Source organism: Mycolicibacterium gilvum, from assembly GCF_900454025.1.
GTDB lineage: Bacteria > Actinomycetota > Actinomycetes > Mycobacteriales > Mycobacteriaceae > Mycobacterium > Mycobacterium gilvum.
Genome location: NZ_UGQM01000001.1, coordinates 1,811,857 through 1,827,371, shown reverse-complemented (window position 1 = coordinate 1,827,371; position 15,515 = coordinate 1,811,857). Strand labels below are relative to the sequence as shown.

The window sequence follows — 15,515 nt, the reverse complement described above, 5'->3', positions numbered from 1 at the left end:
TGCACAGGGCCCACTTTCGCGGCGGGCCGGGGGTCGCCCGCAGACGCATCGCGCAGTTCACCTAGCGCAGCGCGGTCTACCCTGGCCCGATGGGGACCAGCGAGAACCGTGACGGCGTCGACCTGACCAACCTCGATCAGCCGCTGTCCGACGATGCGGATGCCACCAAACGCGACCTCGTCGACTATCTCGACGCGGTCGCCGACCGCATCCTGCCGGTGCTGGCCGGACGACCGCTTACCGTGCTGCGGGCACTTCGCGGGCGGGCGCCGTTCATGCAGAAGAACGTGCCCAAGTACACCCCGGATTGGGTTCGGACAGTGCCGATCTGGGCCGAGGCGTCCAGACGCGAGATCCGCTACGCCGTCTGCGACGACCGCCGCACCCTGCTGTGGCTGGCCAACCAGCGCGCCGTCGAATACCACCCCGCGCTCGGTCCGGCCGACGACGTCTACCGGCCCACGCACCTTATCCTCGATCTCGATCCGCCCGACGACGGTGACTTCGCCTCCGTCGTCGCCGTGGCGCACCTGGTACGCCGGGCGCTCGCGGACTGCGGACTGGACGGTGCGGTGAAGACCAGCGGTTCCCGCGGTCTGCACGTCTTCGTCCCCATCGACGACAGCGCCCCCGTCGACGACGTCGCCGCGGCGACCCGTGCGCTGGCCGCCCGCACCGAGGCCCTCGATCCGACTGTCGCGACGACGGCGTTCATCGTCGCCGACCGCGCGGGCAAGGTATTCGTCGATGCCACGCGCGCCGGCGGCGCGACGGTGGCCGCCGCCTACAGCCCCCGGTTGCGGCCCGGCACGCCGGTGTCGTTCCCGGTGGCATGGGACGCCCTGGATCGGATACACCCGTCGGATTTCACCGTGCGCACCGCGGTCTCCGCGCTCGCCGGAGGCGACCCCTGGGCCGACGCGATGCCCGCGCCCACACGTCTGCCGGCCGACCTGATCGAGCAGGGCCGCGCCATCCCGGTGGCCAGGGTCGCGGCGATGCACGAGGGAAAACGGCGCGCGAGGGCCAGGCGGAAAGACGATGAAGCAGGTGCGGATCAGACGGGTTAGGAAACTGCCGCCGGCTTGACCGTGACCACATCGGTCAGCCCGCTGACCGACAGGACCGGCAGCAGCATCGGGTTGACGACCAGGTCGATGGATTCGGCGTGGTCGAACAGCACGTTGATGGCGCCGCTGTCGAGGTATTCGACCTCGCTGAGGTCGACGTGCAGCGGAGCGCCGTCGGTACCGGCCACAGCGGAGCCGATCGCCCCGGCGAAGGTGTGGATATTGCTGAGATCGAGCTCACCGACGGCCACGAGCACGAGTTCGCCATCGTGGCGCTCGGTACGCAACTGCAGCGGGGTGGCCATCACGCGATCCTGGTGTTCATGTGCACCGTGGTGCCGGTGGTCTGGGAATCGATGGTGACATCCTGCATCAACGCCTTCATCAGGGCGATGCCGCGTCCCCGGTGCAGCGCGGGCACGTCGTCGGGCGCCTTCCACGATCCGGTGTCGATGATGGTCAGCTGCACCCGGTCGGGCAGCGCGACGGCGCGCAACCGGACCCGTCCGCCCGGATCGTCGCGGTGCCCGTGCTCGATGGCATTGGCCAGCGCCTCACCGACGGCGATCAGCACGTCGAGGGCCTGATCCTGCGGCACGCCGGCGCTGTCGAGCCAGCCGCGCAGCACGGTCCGGCTACCGGCCAGCTCGGCCACGTCGGCGGGGAAATCCAGGTCCAGAGGTTCTGGTTGTCGATACAGCAGTAGAGCCACATCATCGTGATACCCATCGGCGGGCGCGAGACGCGCCATGATGACGTTTGCAAGCTGATCGAGATCCGTGGCCCGGTTGCTCTGGACCACATCGGTGGCCCTGGCGATGCCGTCGTCGATGGACTCGCGGCGACGTTCGACCAGGCCATCGGTGTAGAGCAGCAGGGTGGCACGCGCCGGCATGGTCACCCGCGCCTCGGTGCGGTGGGGCGGGTTCTTCAGCCCCAGCGGCGTCGCTCGGGCGCCTTCCAACAGTTCGGTCGTGCGGTCGGCGGTCACCATGATCGGTGGCGGATGCCCGGCGCACGAATAGACGACCTCGCCGATGCGGGGGTCGAGCACGGCGCAGAACGCCGTGGTGCACCGGGCGCCGGGCAGGCGCGCGGCGAACCGGTCGAGGGCGGACAGCGCCGCCGCCGGGCTCGGATGCTCCAGCAGCAGCGCCCGGCACGCGCTCCTGAGCTGGCCCATCACCGTCGCGGCGGCCAGCCCGTGCCCCACGCAGTCGCCGACGATCAGACCGATCCGGCCGTCCTCCAGATCGACGACGTCATACCAGTCGCCGCCGACCTGGAGAGGTCTGGTGGCCGGCTGGTACCGGACTGCGAACGCGCTCGACAGCGACGGGCCGAGGATCGCGTGCTGCAGCGCCAGGGCGGTCTCGCGCTGCTGGTCGATCTGATGGACCCGCTGCAGGCCCTGCCCGAGACGTCCCGCCAACACCGTGAGCAGGGTGTCGTCCTCGGCGGTGAACAGGCGCTGTTCGGGCAGTTCGACGTAGAGGACCAGCACCCCGCGCGGATGCCGTAGCGCGACACCGGCCGCCCCCGCATCGGAGGTGTGCGGGGCCAGCAGATGATCGCGGCGCAACGTGAGGATGAGCTCACGTGCGTTGCCCGGGAGTCCGTCCCACGTGGCCGGGGCACCGACCACCGTCAGCGACGGAGCGTCGGACTCGTGCTCGCCGTCGGGTTCGTCCGGCCACGTCGCCGCGACCACACGGCGGGCGCTCCAGATGGAGGAGAACTCCTCGGCGGCGGCCAGCACCGCGTCGTCGAGGGTGTCGGCCTGGGCGAGCTTCTCGTTCAGCGACGCCAGCGCTGACTCGCGCTGCACGATGTAGCGCTCGGCGGTGACGTCGCGCAGTGTTCCGACGATGACGTCGCGGCCCGTCTCGGGATCGTCGGCGTGGCTGAACGTGACGGTCACGTACAGGCGGTGGCCGTCCCGGTGCGTGACGGGCACCTCGGTGAGCGTCCCGTGCGGATCGCGCATGAAGCTGCCGAACGCCTCCTCGACGCGGCGGTTCGCCTCGGCGTCGCTGCCTTTGAGCGGCCACCACGGATGCATCAGCGGGTAGGGCAGTCCGGTCGAGTCGTAGCCGAGGATCTCGGTGAACGCCGGGTTGATCTCCACGACGGCACCGTGTTCGTCGCACACGAAGAAGGCTTCCTGCAGCGAGTCGACCAGCGCGGTACGCCACCGCGCGTGCCCTTCCCGCAGCCGCGCGAGTTGGATGTTGGCGCGCACCCTGGCGAGCAGTTCGGCCGCCGCGAACGGTTTGACGAGGTAGTCGTCGGCGCCGGCCTGCAGGCCGCTGATCGAGGCCTCCTGGCCCGCGCGCGCGGACAGCAGCAGGACCGGGACCGCCGCGGTGCGGCGGTCCGCCCGCAGTTCGGAGACCAGACCCAGCCCGTCCAGACGCGGCATCATCACATCGCTGATGACGAGGTCCGGCGGTTCCGCGCGAATGGCCTCCAACGCCTGCCGGCCGTCGACGACAGCCTCCACCGCGTAGCCGTCCGAGCGCAGCAGCCGGCCCAGGTACTCCCGCATGTCGGCGTTGTCGTCGGCCACCAGCACACGCGCGAGCGTCCCGGTGCCGATCGGCTTCTCGGGTCCGGTTGTGGGCTGGGCGGATTCGGCCACGTACTCACGGACCCCATCGGGGGTCCACCGCAACGCCTCTTCGACGTAGGCGTCCACGGTATTGCCGGGTCTGCGCTCGCGGGGCTGCGAAACGACCGCGTCGGCCGGGAGATGCGCCGCCCCCCACGGCAGCCGGATGGTGAAGGTCGTGCCACGGGACTCGGCACTGTCGGCGTCGATCGTGCCGCCGTGCAACCCGACGAGTTCCTTGACCAGGGCCAGCCCGATACCGCTGCCCTCATTGGACCGCGCCCTGGTGTTCTCGATGCGGTGGAACCGTTCGAACAACCTGGGCATCTCGTCGGCCGGCACGCCGGTTCCGGTGTCCGACACCGTGATCACGGCACCGCGACCGTCACGACGCGCCGTGACCGACACGCTGCCCTCGAAGGTGAACTTCAACGCGTTCGACAGCAGGTTGAAGATCACCTTCTCCCACATGTCCAGATCGACGTACACCTGCTCCCCCAGCGGCGGGCAGTCCACGTCGAAAACCAGTCCCGCCCTCTCGATCGCAGACCGGAAGACACTGGCCAACTCGGCCGTCACCGCGCCGAGGTCGACCGGCTGGTAGTGCGCCTGACTTCGTCCCGCTTCGATGCGGGAGAAATCGAGCAGCGTGTTGACCAGCTTGGTGAGCCGTAACCCGTTGCGCCACACCACATCGAGCTCTTGACGCGCGGCGTCGCCGAGGGTGTCGGCTCGTCGCAGCTCCGATACCGGATCCAGGATCAGCGTCAGCGGCGTACGGAACTCGTGGCTGATGTTCGAGAAGAACGTGGTCTTCGCCCTGTCGAGTTCGGCGAGTTCCTCGGCCCGCAACTGCTGGGTGCGATAGCTGCGCGACAACCCGATGCCGGCCGCGATATGGCCCGCCACCAGCGCCACGAAGCCGCGGTACGCATCGTCGAGAACCCGGTAGCGATTCAGCCCCGCCACCAGGAATCCCGTCGGCGCCGCCCCCTGCTGCAACAACGGCACGATCAGCACCTGGCGGGGCGGTTCCCGCCAGTCTCCGGTCGGCATCGCCGGATACGGCGCGGTGTCCACCTCGAGCAGAACCGTCTCACCCCCGGCCGGCGGGCCCACCGGCCACAGTTCACCGTCCGCGCCGGTGAGTACGGCCGGCGCCGCGGGATGGTCGCCGGTGATGCCACTCATCCCGGCCAGGTGTGCCGAACCGTCGTCGTCGAAAAGGTAGGTGAGCGTGAAGGGCAGGTCTCGCAGATTCTGTGCGAGCTGCCGGTCGACGAAGCTCAGGATCTCCTTCTCGGTGCGCACCACGCTGGGGTCCGAACCCAGATCGCGAAGCGTCGCCATCCGGCGCTCCCCGATGACCTGCAGCGTGTCCTCACTGACCACGCACAGCATGCCGACCACCGTGCCGTCGTCGTCGCGCAGCGGACTGTAGGAGAACGTGTGATAGGACTCCTCGGTGTAGCCGGACCTCTCCAGGAACAGCAGCAGCGAGGTGTCCCAGGTCGCCACCCCGGTGGACAGCACCCGGTCGATCCGCGGCCCGATGTCATCCCAGATCTCCGCCCACACCTCACTGGCCGGCCGGCCCAGCGCCCACGGATACTTGCGGCCCAACGTGACGTTGCGGTACGCGTCATTGCAGAAGAAGGTGAGATCGGGCCCCCACGCCATCCACATCGGGAACCGCGACGAGAGCAGAATGTTGGCGGCGGTCTGCAGGCTCTGCGGCCACTCCGACGTCGGGCCCAGCGGCGTCGCCGCCCAATTCACCTGTGCGTGATCGTGACCCACCACGCCACCGCCGGCGAACACCCCGCCCGCGGGGACGCCGTCGACGCCGCTCACCGAGGATCTTCCGGCGCCGCGACCGCCTCGCCCACACTCGGGTAGGGACGCAGGATCCGCGCGAGCCGGGTGACTTCGATGGGACGGGTGACCTCGGCGGTGGTGGCGACCAACCGCACGGCGACACCGCGACCCTCCCCCTGCTCGCGGCAGGTGAGCAGCGCGTTCAGACCCGCGCTGCCGAAGTACGTGATGCCGTCCAGATCGACGACGACCGTCCTCGCCGGATGCGCCGCGGCGTCGGCCACCGCGGAATCGAGTGCCGCAGCCAGCGTCTCGACTGTGCCGGAGTCCACTTCGCCGCCGGCACGCACCACGACCGCGACATCCTGGACCTCCTGCCCGATCTCGAGAAGTCCCACGCGTTCTGCCACCGTCACTCGACGCGCTGGTGCACGGTGAGCAGCAGATGATCGAACTGCCTTCGCAATTCGTCACGCGGCGCGCGCAGGTTCGGGAAGTCGGCGACGATCCGGTCGGCCAGGGTGCGTAGCTTGGTGTTGGTCTGCTGGGAGCGCCACTGCAGCAGCTCGAACGCCTGGTCCGGGCCGACGCCGTACACCAACATCAACGCCCCCTTGGCTTGTTCGATGCTCGCCCGGGCGGCGAACAGGTCCGGAAGCGTCGAGTTCAACGCATCGCGGCGGGCCTCGTCCAATGTATCGGTGAGGTCGATGTAGTACCCCTCGGTCCCCACCACGGCACCGTCGGCGTCGGTCATCCGATCGGCGAGGACGAGGACCGTGTGTTCGCCGCCGCGGGTGTCGATGAACCGGTGGCGGCTGGAGAATGAGCCTCCGGAATGCAGCGCCCGATCGAGCAGTTCCTGGACGTGTTGCCGGTCCTCGGGATGCTTGTGGGCGAGCAGCAGCTCCGTGGTCGGGGTGACGGTCCCTGGTTCGTACCCGTGCATGCGGGCCACCTCGTCCGACCATTCCCACCGCTGGCCGACGAACCAGAAACGGAAGCTGCCCAGACGGAGATTGCCGTGCGTGCGCACCATCTCGTCCAACTCGGATCCGACGACCCGGCCAGTGTGCGGCATTTCCGCATTATTCCACTTCAGGGCCCTTTTCAAACGCATTCGGACTGCTCAGGTGCCGTGCGGCTCACCCGCGGGGCGCCGGGTCGCGGCGGTCCTGTCCCCACCGTGATTCGAAATGCGGCGCGTCCGAGGGTCATTCGAAGGTCCTTCGAAGATCATTGCCGGTCGCGTCACCGATCGATTACGGTTGGCGGACTCACCGGGGAGGCCGCCAATGACCGTACGTCGGATTCGACCGAGCATCGGACGCGTGAGCGCGCGGGCCGGCGCGTGGACCTTGGCCGTCGGTGCGGGAGCCGTGATCGCCTGCACCGCCACAGCTCCGGCGTGGGCCTCCGAGGACGGCACGTCCGCCGAGCCACGCAGTGCCGCCGCGGCCCCATCGAAACCGGCGCAGGACAGGCCTTCTCGCGCATCGGCGGAACGCCGCGCCGACGCGGACACCGGTGCGGACGCGTCGGAAACCCGGGTGTCGTCGCGCCCGTCGCGCACCCGTGCGACGGACGGAGACGACCCCGACACCGATACGACGACCGTCGAAGTCGCCGACGCGCCCGAACCTTCGGACCCGGGCGACGTCGAGGAGCCTGCCCCCGAGAGTCCGGTCGCCGCACCTGCCCTGTGGTCTCTCGTCGGGTCGGCGCGCCCGCAGGACAGCGACGACACCGCGACCGCGGCGGTACCCGGGACAGCGACGGAAGCTGCGCCGACCGCCGACACCACCGACCCCACGGACACCGTTCCGGCGGCCGCCGATGTCCCTGTCGTGGATCAGCCGGTGTACACGGGCCGACCGTCGTTCGTCCAGCAGGTCGTCATCGCGGGTCTGAACGTCCTCAAGGTGGTGCTGAAGCCGTTCGGTGGGCTGCTGGCGTTCACCAGCCTCAAGATCCCGTTCTTCACCGACGGCGTCCCGCCGTTCTTCCTGACGCCGGGACTCGACGTGGAACGCACCGAGTTCGACGGCATGAAGGTGTGGTCACTCACGCCGCGGCGCGATCAGACCGACCAGATCGTGGTCGCACTGCACGGCGGGGCCTACGTCGCGACCGCGAGCATCTTCCACTGGTGGACCTACGCCGACATGGCCCGCGACACCGGTGCCACCGTCGTCGTCCCCCTCCAGACCCTCGTCCCCCGGGGCGGCACCGCGGCCACCGAGGTCCCCCGCACCGCGGACTTCCTGACCGAGATGATCGACGCGCACGGCGCGCACAACGTCAGTGTCTTCGGCGACTCCGCGGGCGGCGGGCTCGCGCTCGCCGCGGTTCAGGAACTGAATCGTCGCTCTGCCGCCACACCGTCGCGGCTGGTGCTGCTCGCGCCCTGGCTGGACGTGTCGATGAGCGACCCACGCAGCGCCGAGATCCGGGATCCCCTCCTCGACATCCCCAACCTGGTCCGCTCGGGGGCGAAGTGGGCGGGTTCGGCCGGCGTCACCGACCCGCTGGCGAGCCCGCTGTTCGGCTCACTGGAGGGACTGCCGCCGACCTACGTCTACAGCTCGTCGCGGGACCTGCTCACCGTAGACACCCTCCGGTTGCGGGAACGTGTTGGCGCCGAGGGCATTCCGAACGTCGAATTTCGGCTGCGCGCGGGCCTGATCCACGACTGGTTCACGTTCCCGTTCCTGCCGGACGCCCACGAGGACCGCGCCGGCGTCTACTCCGATCTGCTGGGAGCGGCGTCTCCGGTGTCCTGAACACCGTGTCCGCCAAACCGTTTGGCGAGCAGATAGAGCACCACGCCGACGGCGAGCAGCGCAGCGGCCAGCAGCCACACCTTCGCGGTCTGCTGGGTCAGCAGCAGCAGGCACGACGCGATGCCCAGCACGGGCACGAACGTCCACACCCGGAAGTGGTCCTGCTCGACGTGGTCACGGCGCAGCACCAGCACCGACACGTTCGCCGACAGGAACACCACCAGCAGGAGCAGCACGACCGTCTCGGCGAGCATGGACAGGTCACCCACCAGCGTCAACGCCATCGCGACCGCGGTCGTCGCGACGATCGCCACCCACGGCGTGCGCCGGTTGGGCAGCACCCGGGCGAAGACGCTCGGCAGCAGTCCCTGATCGGACATCCCGAAGGTCAGACGGCTGGCCATGATCATCGTGAGCAGGGCTCCGTTGGCGACCGCGATCAGCGCGATCAGGCTGAACAGCCAGTCGGGAACAGCGGCCCCAGACGCCGCGACCACATCGAGCAGCGGACCCGACGACTGTGACAACTCATCCGTCGGCACGGCGATGGCGCTGGCGAGTCCGACCAGCGCGTAGACCACACCGGCCGTGATCAGCGCACCGAACAGAGCCCGCGGGTACACCCGGCGCGGATCCCTGATCTCTTCCACCACATTGGCCGAGGTCTCGAATCCGACAAACGAGTAGTACGCCAGGATCGCGCCGCCCAGGATCGCCAGCGCAGGCGTCGTGCCGTCCGGGAACTCGGTGACCCGGCTGACCTCACCGTCGCCGCGGCCGACCATCATCGCGACGACCGCGATCACCAGGACCAGACCGGAGAGTTCGATCGCGGTCATCACCACGTTCGTCTTCAGCGACTCGCTGATCCCCCGCGCGTTCAGACACGCCACCAGCGCGAGGAACACCACGGCCGCCAGGGCGACCGGCACGTCGACGAACGTGGCCAGGTAGTCGCCGGAGAAGGCCAGGGCGAGGCCCGCCGCGCTCGTGACACCCGCCGCGAGCATGCTGAACCCCACCAGGAACGAGATCAACGGTTTGCCGAACGCGCGTTCGGCGAACACCGCCGCGCCGCCGGCCCTGGGGTACTTGGTGACCAGCTCGGCGTAGGAACCGGCGGTGAGCAGCGCCAGCCCCAGCGCCACGGTCATCGGGGCCCACAGCACGCCGCCGACCTCCGAGGACAGCTCGCCCATCAGGGCGTAGATGCCGGCGCCGAGGACGTCTCCGAGGATGAACAGGAACAGCAGCGGGCCGGTGATCCGGCGTGCCAACCTGGTCGGTTCGGCAGTCCCCTCGGCTGTGTCTACGGACATGTCGCCCCCGCCCCTTCCGTCGATGCCACGTGTGGCCGTCTGACCGTGAGACCAGGTACCCCGTTCGCGGCGATCAATACCCGGTGTCCGACGCCGCGGTCACGACGCGCGGCTGCCCACCTCCAGGCCGGCGAGTTCTGAGATTCCGTCGAAGAGGGTCCGGCCGCGCTCGCGCACCGTGCACCGCAGGCGCCCCGCGAGATATTCGTAGTCGGTGTCGATGTTGCGCCGCTCGCCCGGCAACGGCACGGGCAGCACGTGGGGCCCGCCCGGCACGGCCTGACCGTCGAGTTCGACGTGGAATCGCGGTGTCCGCGCGGTGATGCGCCAACGGTCGACATCGCAGTCGCTGCGGACCGGCGCGGGCGGGGTGATCCTGATGACCCGGTCGCCGAGTCGGACCACCACCCCGGTGACGTCCCGGCGCAACGGCCCGAGCTCGAGCAGCCCGCCCGAGAACGCGACGCTGACGTCGGCGTCGCCGAAGTCGTGCGCCTGCCCCCACCACCAACGGCGCGGAAACCCTGCGCCCCAATTGCGTTCGCAGTACAGCGTCGCATCCGTGAACGTCCACGTCTGTGCGCCGGTGCGGACCGTGCCGATCGCCCTGCCGCCGAGCCGGTAGGGATGCCAGTACTGATTCAGGAACGGCACCGACGAGAACACCCCACCGCCCCCGAACGCCTTGGGCCAGTCGACGCTCTCGCGCATCGTCATGTCGATCTCGCAGTCGTCGATGACCATGTGCAGCCGGTCGCGGTCCGCGTGCAGACAGTGCCCGCCCGAATCCGCCGTCACAAGGAAGCGGTCCCGCGCGGCGCGGACACCGTCGATCGCCGCCGAGCGGACCGTCCCGCCCGGATGAACGGCGATCGCGGCCGTCGACCAGTCCCCGTCGGGATGACGGTTCGCGCTGCACAGCGCGATGGCCACCCGTCCGCTCGCGGCGTCGGAGAGACGCCAGAACCATCCCTCCATCTCGGTGCCGTGCGTGGGCAGCGGATCCCCGAACGGCAGGTCGGCACCGCTGCGCCGGTACATCGTTGCCAGTTGCCTGCCTGTTCGGGCCAGAGAGCCGGAGACATCCACCCGACCCTGGTACCCGCCGGACCGGAACCTAGTCGAAATCGGCGTGCGCACCCCGGCCCGCGGCCAGAATGGCTAGATGCGCTTCGGAAATTTCATGGCTCCGTTCCACCCCGTCGGCCAGAACCCCACGCTCGCGCTGGAGCGCGACCTCGATCTGATCGTCGCGATGGACCGCCTGGGCTTTCACGAGGCATGGGTGGGCGAGCACCATTCGGCCGGCTTCGAGATCATCGCCTCGCCCGAGGTGTTTCTCGGTGTCGCGGCGGAACGCACCAAGCACATCCGGCTGGGCACCGGCGTGAGCTCGCTGCCGTACCACCACCCGCTGATGCTCGCCGACCGGATGGTGCTGCTCGATCATCTGACCCGCGGCCGGGTGATGCTCGGCTGCGGGCCGGGCCAGCTGACCTCGGATGCGCACATGCTCGGCATCCCCGCCGACGAACAACGCCCGCGAATGGAACAGTGCCTCGACGCCATCGTGCGGCTCCTGCGCGGCGAGACGGTCACCATGCACACCGACGGGTTCACGCTGCAGGACGCGCGCCTGCAGCTCAAGCCTTACAGCGAGCCGTGTTTCGACATCGCGGTGGCCGCGTCGTTCTCCCCCACCGGCCCTCGCGGTGCGGGCAGACACGGTATCGGCATGCTCTCGATCGCGGCGACCGCCAGGCAGGGCATGGATCTGCTCGCCCAGCACTGGAACACCTGGGACGAGGTGGCGCGGGAGCACGGCCACCAGGCGGACCGGTCGAAGTGGAGGCTCGTCGGACCGATGCACCTCGCCGAGACCCGCGAACAGGCCGAGCGGGACGTGGAGTACGGAATCGCCGAGTTCTCCCGCTATTTCACCCACATCCTGCCCTCGGGCCCAGTGCAGGGCGATACCCCCGAGGAGATCATCGCCAACAACCGCCAGTCCGGATTCGCGGTGATCGGGACACCCGACGATGCCATCGCCAAGATCTCCGAACTCGTCGAGGCCAGCGACGGCGGGTTCGGCGCGTTCCTGCTGTTCGACCACGACTGGGCGCCGCCCGCGGCGAAGCTGCGCAGCTACGAACTGTTCGCCCAGTACGTGATACCGCACTTCACCGGTCAACTCGCCGCACCGATCGCCTCCCGCGACTGGGTGACCGAGAGCGGCCGCGTCTTCGTCGACCAGGCGACACACGCGATCGGCCGGGCCATCGAGAGTCACGCCGCAGAACAGCAGGCCAAACACAACCCGACCTCCGGTTAGCCTGTGCCCGAGGTTGATTCGCCGGCCGCCGACGATCCGGCCGGTGACGCGAGCGCCGTGATGGCGGCATGGTCCCTGCAGGCCGACGGGCAGGAATACGCCCGCACCCGGGCATATGTGGCCCCCGTACGCACCTCCGACGGCCAGGCCGCGACGCTGAAGATCGCCGCGCCCGGGCCGGGGACCGCCCATGAACACCTGGTGCTGCGCCGTTGGGACGGCCACGGCGCCGTGCGTCTGTTGCGGGCAGATCCGCATCGCCGCGCGATCCTCGTCGAACGTGCGGGCCGCGACGACCTGACCGCCGCGCCCGACCGCCGGGCATGCGAGATCGTGGCGCAGCTGTACCGTCGCTTGCATGTGCCGGCGATGCCCCAGTTGAGTTCGCTGACAGAGGATGTCAGGCGGCGCACCCTCGCGCTCGCCGATCTGCCGCGCAGCGCTCCCCTCCCCCGACGGCTGGTCGAGCAGGCCATCACGCTCGGTCGCGAACTCACGGTGGAGCCGGCCGAGCGTGTGGTGCTGCACGGCAATCTGCACTACCGGAATGCGCTCGCCGCCGACCGCGAACCGTGGCTGGCGATCTCGCCGCGGCCCTGCAACGGTGACCCGCCCTACGAATTGGCCCCGATGCTGTGGCACCGATTCGACGATCTCGCCGGCAATGTCCGCGACGGTGTCCGGCAGCGTTTTCACCGGCTCGTCGACGGGGCCGGGTTCGACGAGGACCGCGCGCGGGCGTGGACTCTGGTGCGGGTGGTGCACGCCGCCGCCGACGATCTCCGCACTGAACCCGCCTCTGCGACAACACAGTTGACGAGGTACGTGGCGATCGCCAAGGCGATCCAGGACTGAGAGGCGACCGACCATGACGTGGGACGACCCGGACGCGGCATCCCTGCGGAACCTGCTCGACGAACATCGGCTGCGCGCGCTGGTGCACCGCTACTGCCGCGCTGTCGACCGCGGTGACGTCGAGGCGTTGCGCACCCTGTATCACGACGACGCCGACGACGCGCACGGCGACTTCTCCTCCGGGTCGGTCCGAGACTTCATCGCCGGCATCGCCGCGGCGCGGCCTTACCTGCGGTCGATGCAACACCACGTCACGACAACCAACTTCGCGATCGCCGGGAATGTGGCCGAAGGCGAGATCTACATGATCGCCACCCATACGCTGATCGCCGACGGCCGCGATGTGGATGTGGTCGTCGGCGGCCGCTACCTCGACAGATACGAGAAGCGCGACGGTACGTGGAAGTTCGTCGCGCGCGCCATCGTCACCGACACCGCACATGTCCTCGACCCGTCCACCAGGGATCTCAGCCATCCCGTCACCCGGGGAACTCCGCTGGGGTCGATGGGCGACGACGATCCGGCGCACGCGTTCTTCACGCTGCTAAAGCTGTTACAGGAGTGAAGAATGTGACGAGTGGGTATTCGAACCCCACCTTCGTCAGGTCGAGGAGAGGCCCGTGACTGCCCGCACCATGTCTGCGCACGCGCAGAAGACGCTGCTCGCTGCGTTGTCCGCGTTCACCGTGCTGTTCGCCGGCTCGGCAGTCGGCACGCCGACGGCGTCGGCAGCGCCGAGGTGCAGCGACATCGAGCTCGTCTTCGCGCGCGGCACCGACGAACCACCGGGCCTCGGCGTCGTCGGCAAGTCGCTGTTCGACAGCCTCAAACCCATGGTCAGAGGCAAGTCGATCGGAACCTACGCGGTGAAGTACCCGGCGACGTGGGACTTCGCCCAGGTGGCGGTCGGCGCCAATGACGCCAGCCGGCGCATCCAGACGATCGCCGCGGCATGTCCGGACACGAAGATCGTGCTGGGCGGATACTCCCAGGGCGCCGCGGTCATCGACGTCGTGACCACCGCGCCGATCGCCGGACTCGGCTACACCGCGCCCCTTCCGCGCGCGGTGGTTCCCCACGTCGCGGCGGTGGCGGTGTTCGGAAACCCGTCGGCGCGCATCGGACGGCCACTGACGCTGCTGTCGCCCGACTTCGGATCCCGGACGGCGGATCTGTGCAACACCAACGACCCCGTGTGCTCGCGGGGCACCGATTTCGACGCCCACGTCCGCTACCCGCAGTCAGGGCTGGTGAAGCTGGCGGCCCAGTGGATCACCAAACACGTGGAGCAGCGGGTCTAGAATCAATACCGTTCAGTTAAGACTACATGGGTGTAGTTTGTTGGTATGCCTCGCGCGGGTTGGCGGAAGCCTGAATCGGATCGTCGGTTGTCGGATCTGGTGTCTGTGGGTGTCCTGACGAGGGTGTTCCCGCCGGCGATGGTTGATGAGGTGATCGAGGCGACGGGGCGTACTCAGGTGCGTCATCGTGCACTGCCGGCACGGGTGATGGCGTATTTCGCCATCGGCATGGGCCTGTACTCCGATGGCTCCTACGAGGATGTGTTATCCCAGCTCACGGATGGTTTAGCGTGGGCTTCCGGGTGGCGTGAGCAGTATCAGTTGCCGGGGAAGTCGGCCATTTTCCAGGCGCGGGAGCGATTGGGGTCCCAGCCGTTGGCTGCGTTGTTCGCGAGGGTCGCTCGTCCGTTGGGCGCGGCGGATACGCCGGGGACGTGGGTGGCCGGACGCAGGGTGGTCGCGATCGACGGGACGTGCCTGGATGTGGCGGATAGCCCGGTCAATGAGGAGTTCTTCGGGCGTCCGGGGGTGAACAAGGGTGAGAAGTCGGCGTTTCCGCAGGCGCGGTTGTTGGCGGTCGCCGAGTGCGGCACTCATGCGATCTTCGCCGCCACGATCGGCGCCTACCGCGACGCGGAGTCCACGATGGTCGAGCACGTGCTCGATGCACTGACACCGGAAATGCTCGTGCTGGCTGATCGTGGATTCTTCTCATACGCGTTGTGGCGTAACGCTTCCGATACCGGAGCCGATCTGCTGTGGCGCGTGAGCACCGGACGCAACGGCCCGACCCCCACTCACGTCGAGGATCTCGCCGACGGTTCGTGGCTGGCCCACCTGCGCGCGGCCAAGGACCGACACGGCGAGCCAATGCTGGCTCGCGTCATCGACTACACCGTCGACGACGGCCGCGACAACCCCGTGGCCTACCGGTTGCTCACCACGCTGACCGACCCGGACACCGCACCCGCGGTCGAGTTGGCGGCCGCGTACGCCCAGCGCTGGGAGATCGAGAGCGTCTTCGACGAACTCAAGACCCACCAGCGTGGGTCGAAGGTGGTGCTGCGGTCGAAGTCGCCCGACCTCGTCCTGCAGGAGATCTGGGGATACCTGTGCTGCCACTACGCGATTCGCTCGTTGATGAGCCAAGCCGCACACCACAGCGGACACGACCCGGACCGACTCAGCTTCACCGCCGCGTTGCGCGTCGTGCGCCAATCCGTCGCCCATCAGGGCGCTTTTTCCCCCTAACCGGCGCCGATCCGCCGACCCTCACTGGCAGGCGTTCCTCCGTCGCCTCCTCGACCGCATCAACCCGGCACGCCGCACACGGTCAGCTCCCCGCGTGATCAAACGCAAAATGCCCAAGTGGCATGTCAAAAGATCAGCGCACCAACACTGGCCACAACCCGAACACCCACCCAGC

General features: G+C 68.9%; 13 protein-coding genes. 7 read left to right on the top strand and 6 right to left on the bottom strand.

Annotation, left to right across the window (positions count from 1 at the left end; genetic code table 11):
- Positions 1 to 89 precede the first annotated feature (89 nt).
- Complete coding sequence (locus DYE23_RS08630) at positions 90 to 1,070, top strand: DNA polymerase domain-containing protein (RefSeq protein ID WP_013472319.1); 981 nt, start codon at positions 90 to 92, stop codon at positions 1,068 to 1,070.
- Here DYE23_RS08630 and DYE23_RS08625 read toward each other — a convergent pair.
- Genes DYE23_RS08625 through DYE23_RS08610 form a run of 4 tightly spaced genes read right to left on the bottom strand, consistent with a single transcriptional unit; the run spans position 1,067 to position 6,580 of the window.
- The gene (locus DYE23_RS08625) at positions 1,067 to 1,375 is read right to left on the bottom strand and encodes an STAS domain-containing protein (protein ID WP_013472320.1); all 309 of its coding nucleotides are present in this window, start codon (positions 1,373 to 1,375) and stop codon (positions 1,067 to 1,069) included. The genes DYE23_RS08630 and DYE23_RS08625 overlap by 4 nt on opposite strands.
- Positions 1,375 to 5,535 carry a SpoIIE family protein phosphatase gene (locus tag DYE23_RS08620; RefSeq protein ID WP_099961174.1) on the bottom strand — a complete coding sequence of 1,387 codons (4,161 nt, stop codon included), beginning with the start codon at positions 5,533 to 5,535 and terminating at the stop codon, positions 1,375 to 1,377. The genes DYE23_RS08625 and DYE23_RS08620 overlap by 1 nt, the downstream gene beginning before the upstream one ends.
- Positions 5,532 to 5,897, bottom strand: a complete 366-nt coding sequence (locus DYE23_RS08615) for an STAS domain-containing protein (RefSeq protein ID WP_041788724.1) — start codon at positions 5,895 to 5,897, stop codon at positions 5,532 to 5,534. The genes DYE23_RS08620 and DYE23_RS08615 overlap by 4 nt, the downstream gene beginning before the upstream one ends.
- A 14-nt stretch (positions 5,898 to 5,911) precedes the next feature.
- Positions 5,912 to 6,580, bottom strand: a complete 669-nt coding sequence (locus DYE23_RS08610) for a PAS and ANTAR domain-containing protein (RefSeq protein ID WP_049794298.1) — start codon at positions 6,578 to 6,580, stop codon at positions 5,912 to 5,914.
- 250 nt (positions 6,581 to 6,830) lie between these two features.
- Between DYE23_RS08610 and DYE23_RS08605 the strand changes: the two genes are divergently transcribed.
- Positions 6,831 to 8,282 carry an alpha/beta hydrolase gene (locus DYE23_RS08605; RefSeq protein ID WP_235660360.1) on the top strand — a complete coding sequence of 484 codons (1,452 nt, stop codon included), beginning with the start codon at positions 6,831 to 6,833 and terminating at the stop codon, positions 8,280 to 8,282.
- On the opposite strand, the gene DYE23_RS08600 is transcribed toward DYE23_RS08605, so the two are convergent.
- Together DYE23_RS08600 and DYE23_RS08595 are read right to left on the bottom strand one after the other, a co-directional pair.
- On the bottom strand, positions 8,243 to 9,601 hold the full coding sequence (locus DYE23_RS08600; protein ID WP_013472325.1) for an APC family permease: 1,359 nt from the start codon (positions 9,599 to 9,601) through the stop codon (positions 8,243 to 8,245). The genes DYE23_RS08605 and DYE23_RS08600 overlap by 40 nt on opposite strands.
- A gap of 99 nt (positions 9,602 to 9,700) precedes the next feature.
- A complete protein-coding gene (locus DYE23_RS08595; protein WP_013472326.1) occupies positions 9,701 to 10,642 on the bottom strand; it encodes a tocopherol cyclase family protein in 942 nt (313 codons plus the stop codon).
- Between the two features lie 124 nt (positions 10,643 to 10,766).
- On the opposite strand from DYE23_RS08595, the gene DYE23_RS08590 reads away from it, so the two are divergent.
- The 5 genes from DYE23_RS08590 (at position 10,767) to DYE23_RS08570 (ending at position 15,340) form a co-directional block, all read left to right on the top strand.
- On the top strand, positions 10,767 to 11,933 hold the full coding sequence (locus DYE23_RS08590; RefSeq protein WP_013472327.1) for an LLM class flavin-dependent oxidoreductase: 1,167 nt from the start codon (positions 10,767 to 10,769) through the stop codon (positions 11,931 to 11,933).
- Positions 11,934 to 11,936: 3 nt separating this feature from the next.
- Positions 11,937 to 12,788: an aminoglycoside phosphotransferase family protein gene (locus DYE23_RS08585; protein ID WP_013472328.1), complete on the top strand. Its 852-nt coding sequence runs from the start codon at positions 11,937 to 11,939 to the stop codon at positions 12,786 to 12,788.
- A gap of 13 nt (positions 12,789 to 12,801) precedes the next feature.
- Positions 12,802 to 13,353 carry a nuclear transport factor 2 family protein gene (locus DYE23_RS08580; RefSeq protein ID WP_011895274.1) on the top strand — a complete coding sequence of 184 codons (552 nt, stop codon included), beginning with the start codon at positions 12,802 to 12,804 and terminating at the stop codon, positions 13,351 to 13,353.
- Positions 13,354 to 13,423: 70 nt separating this feature from the next.
- The gene (locus DYE23_RS08575; RefSeq protein WP_255207146.1) at positions 13,424 to 14,089 is read left to right on the top strand and encodes a cutinase family protein; all 666 of its coding nucleotides are present in this window, start codon (positions 13,424 to 13,426) and stop codon (positions 14,087 to 14,089) included.
- 45 nt (positions 14,090 to 14,134) lie between these two features.
- Complete coding sequence (locus tag DYE23_RS08570) at positions 14,135 to 15,340, top strand: IS4-like element ISMfl1 family transposase (protein ID WP_011891513.1); 1,206 nt, start codon at positions 14,135 to 14,137, stop codon at positions 15,338 to 15,340.
- The last annotated feature ends 175 nt before the right edge of the window (positions 15,341 to 15,515 follow it).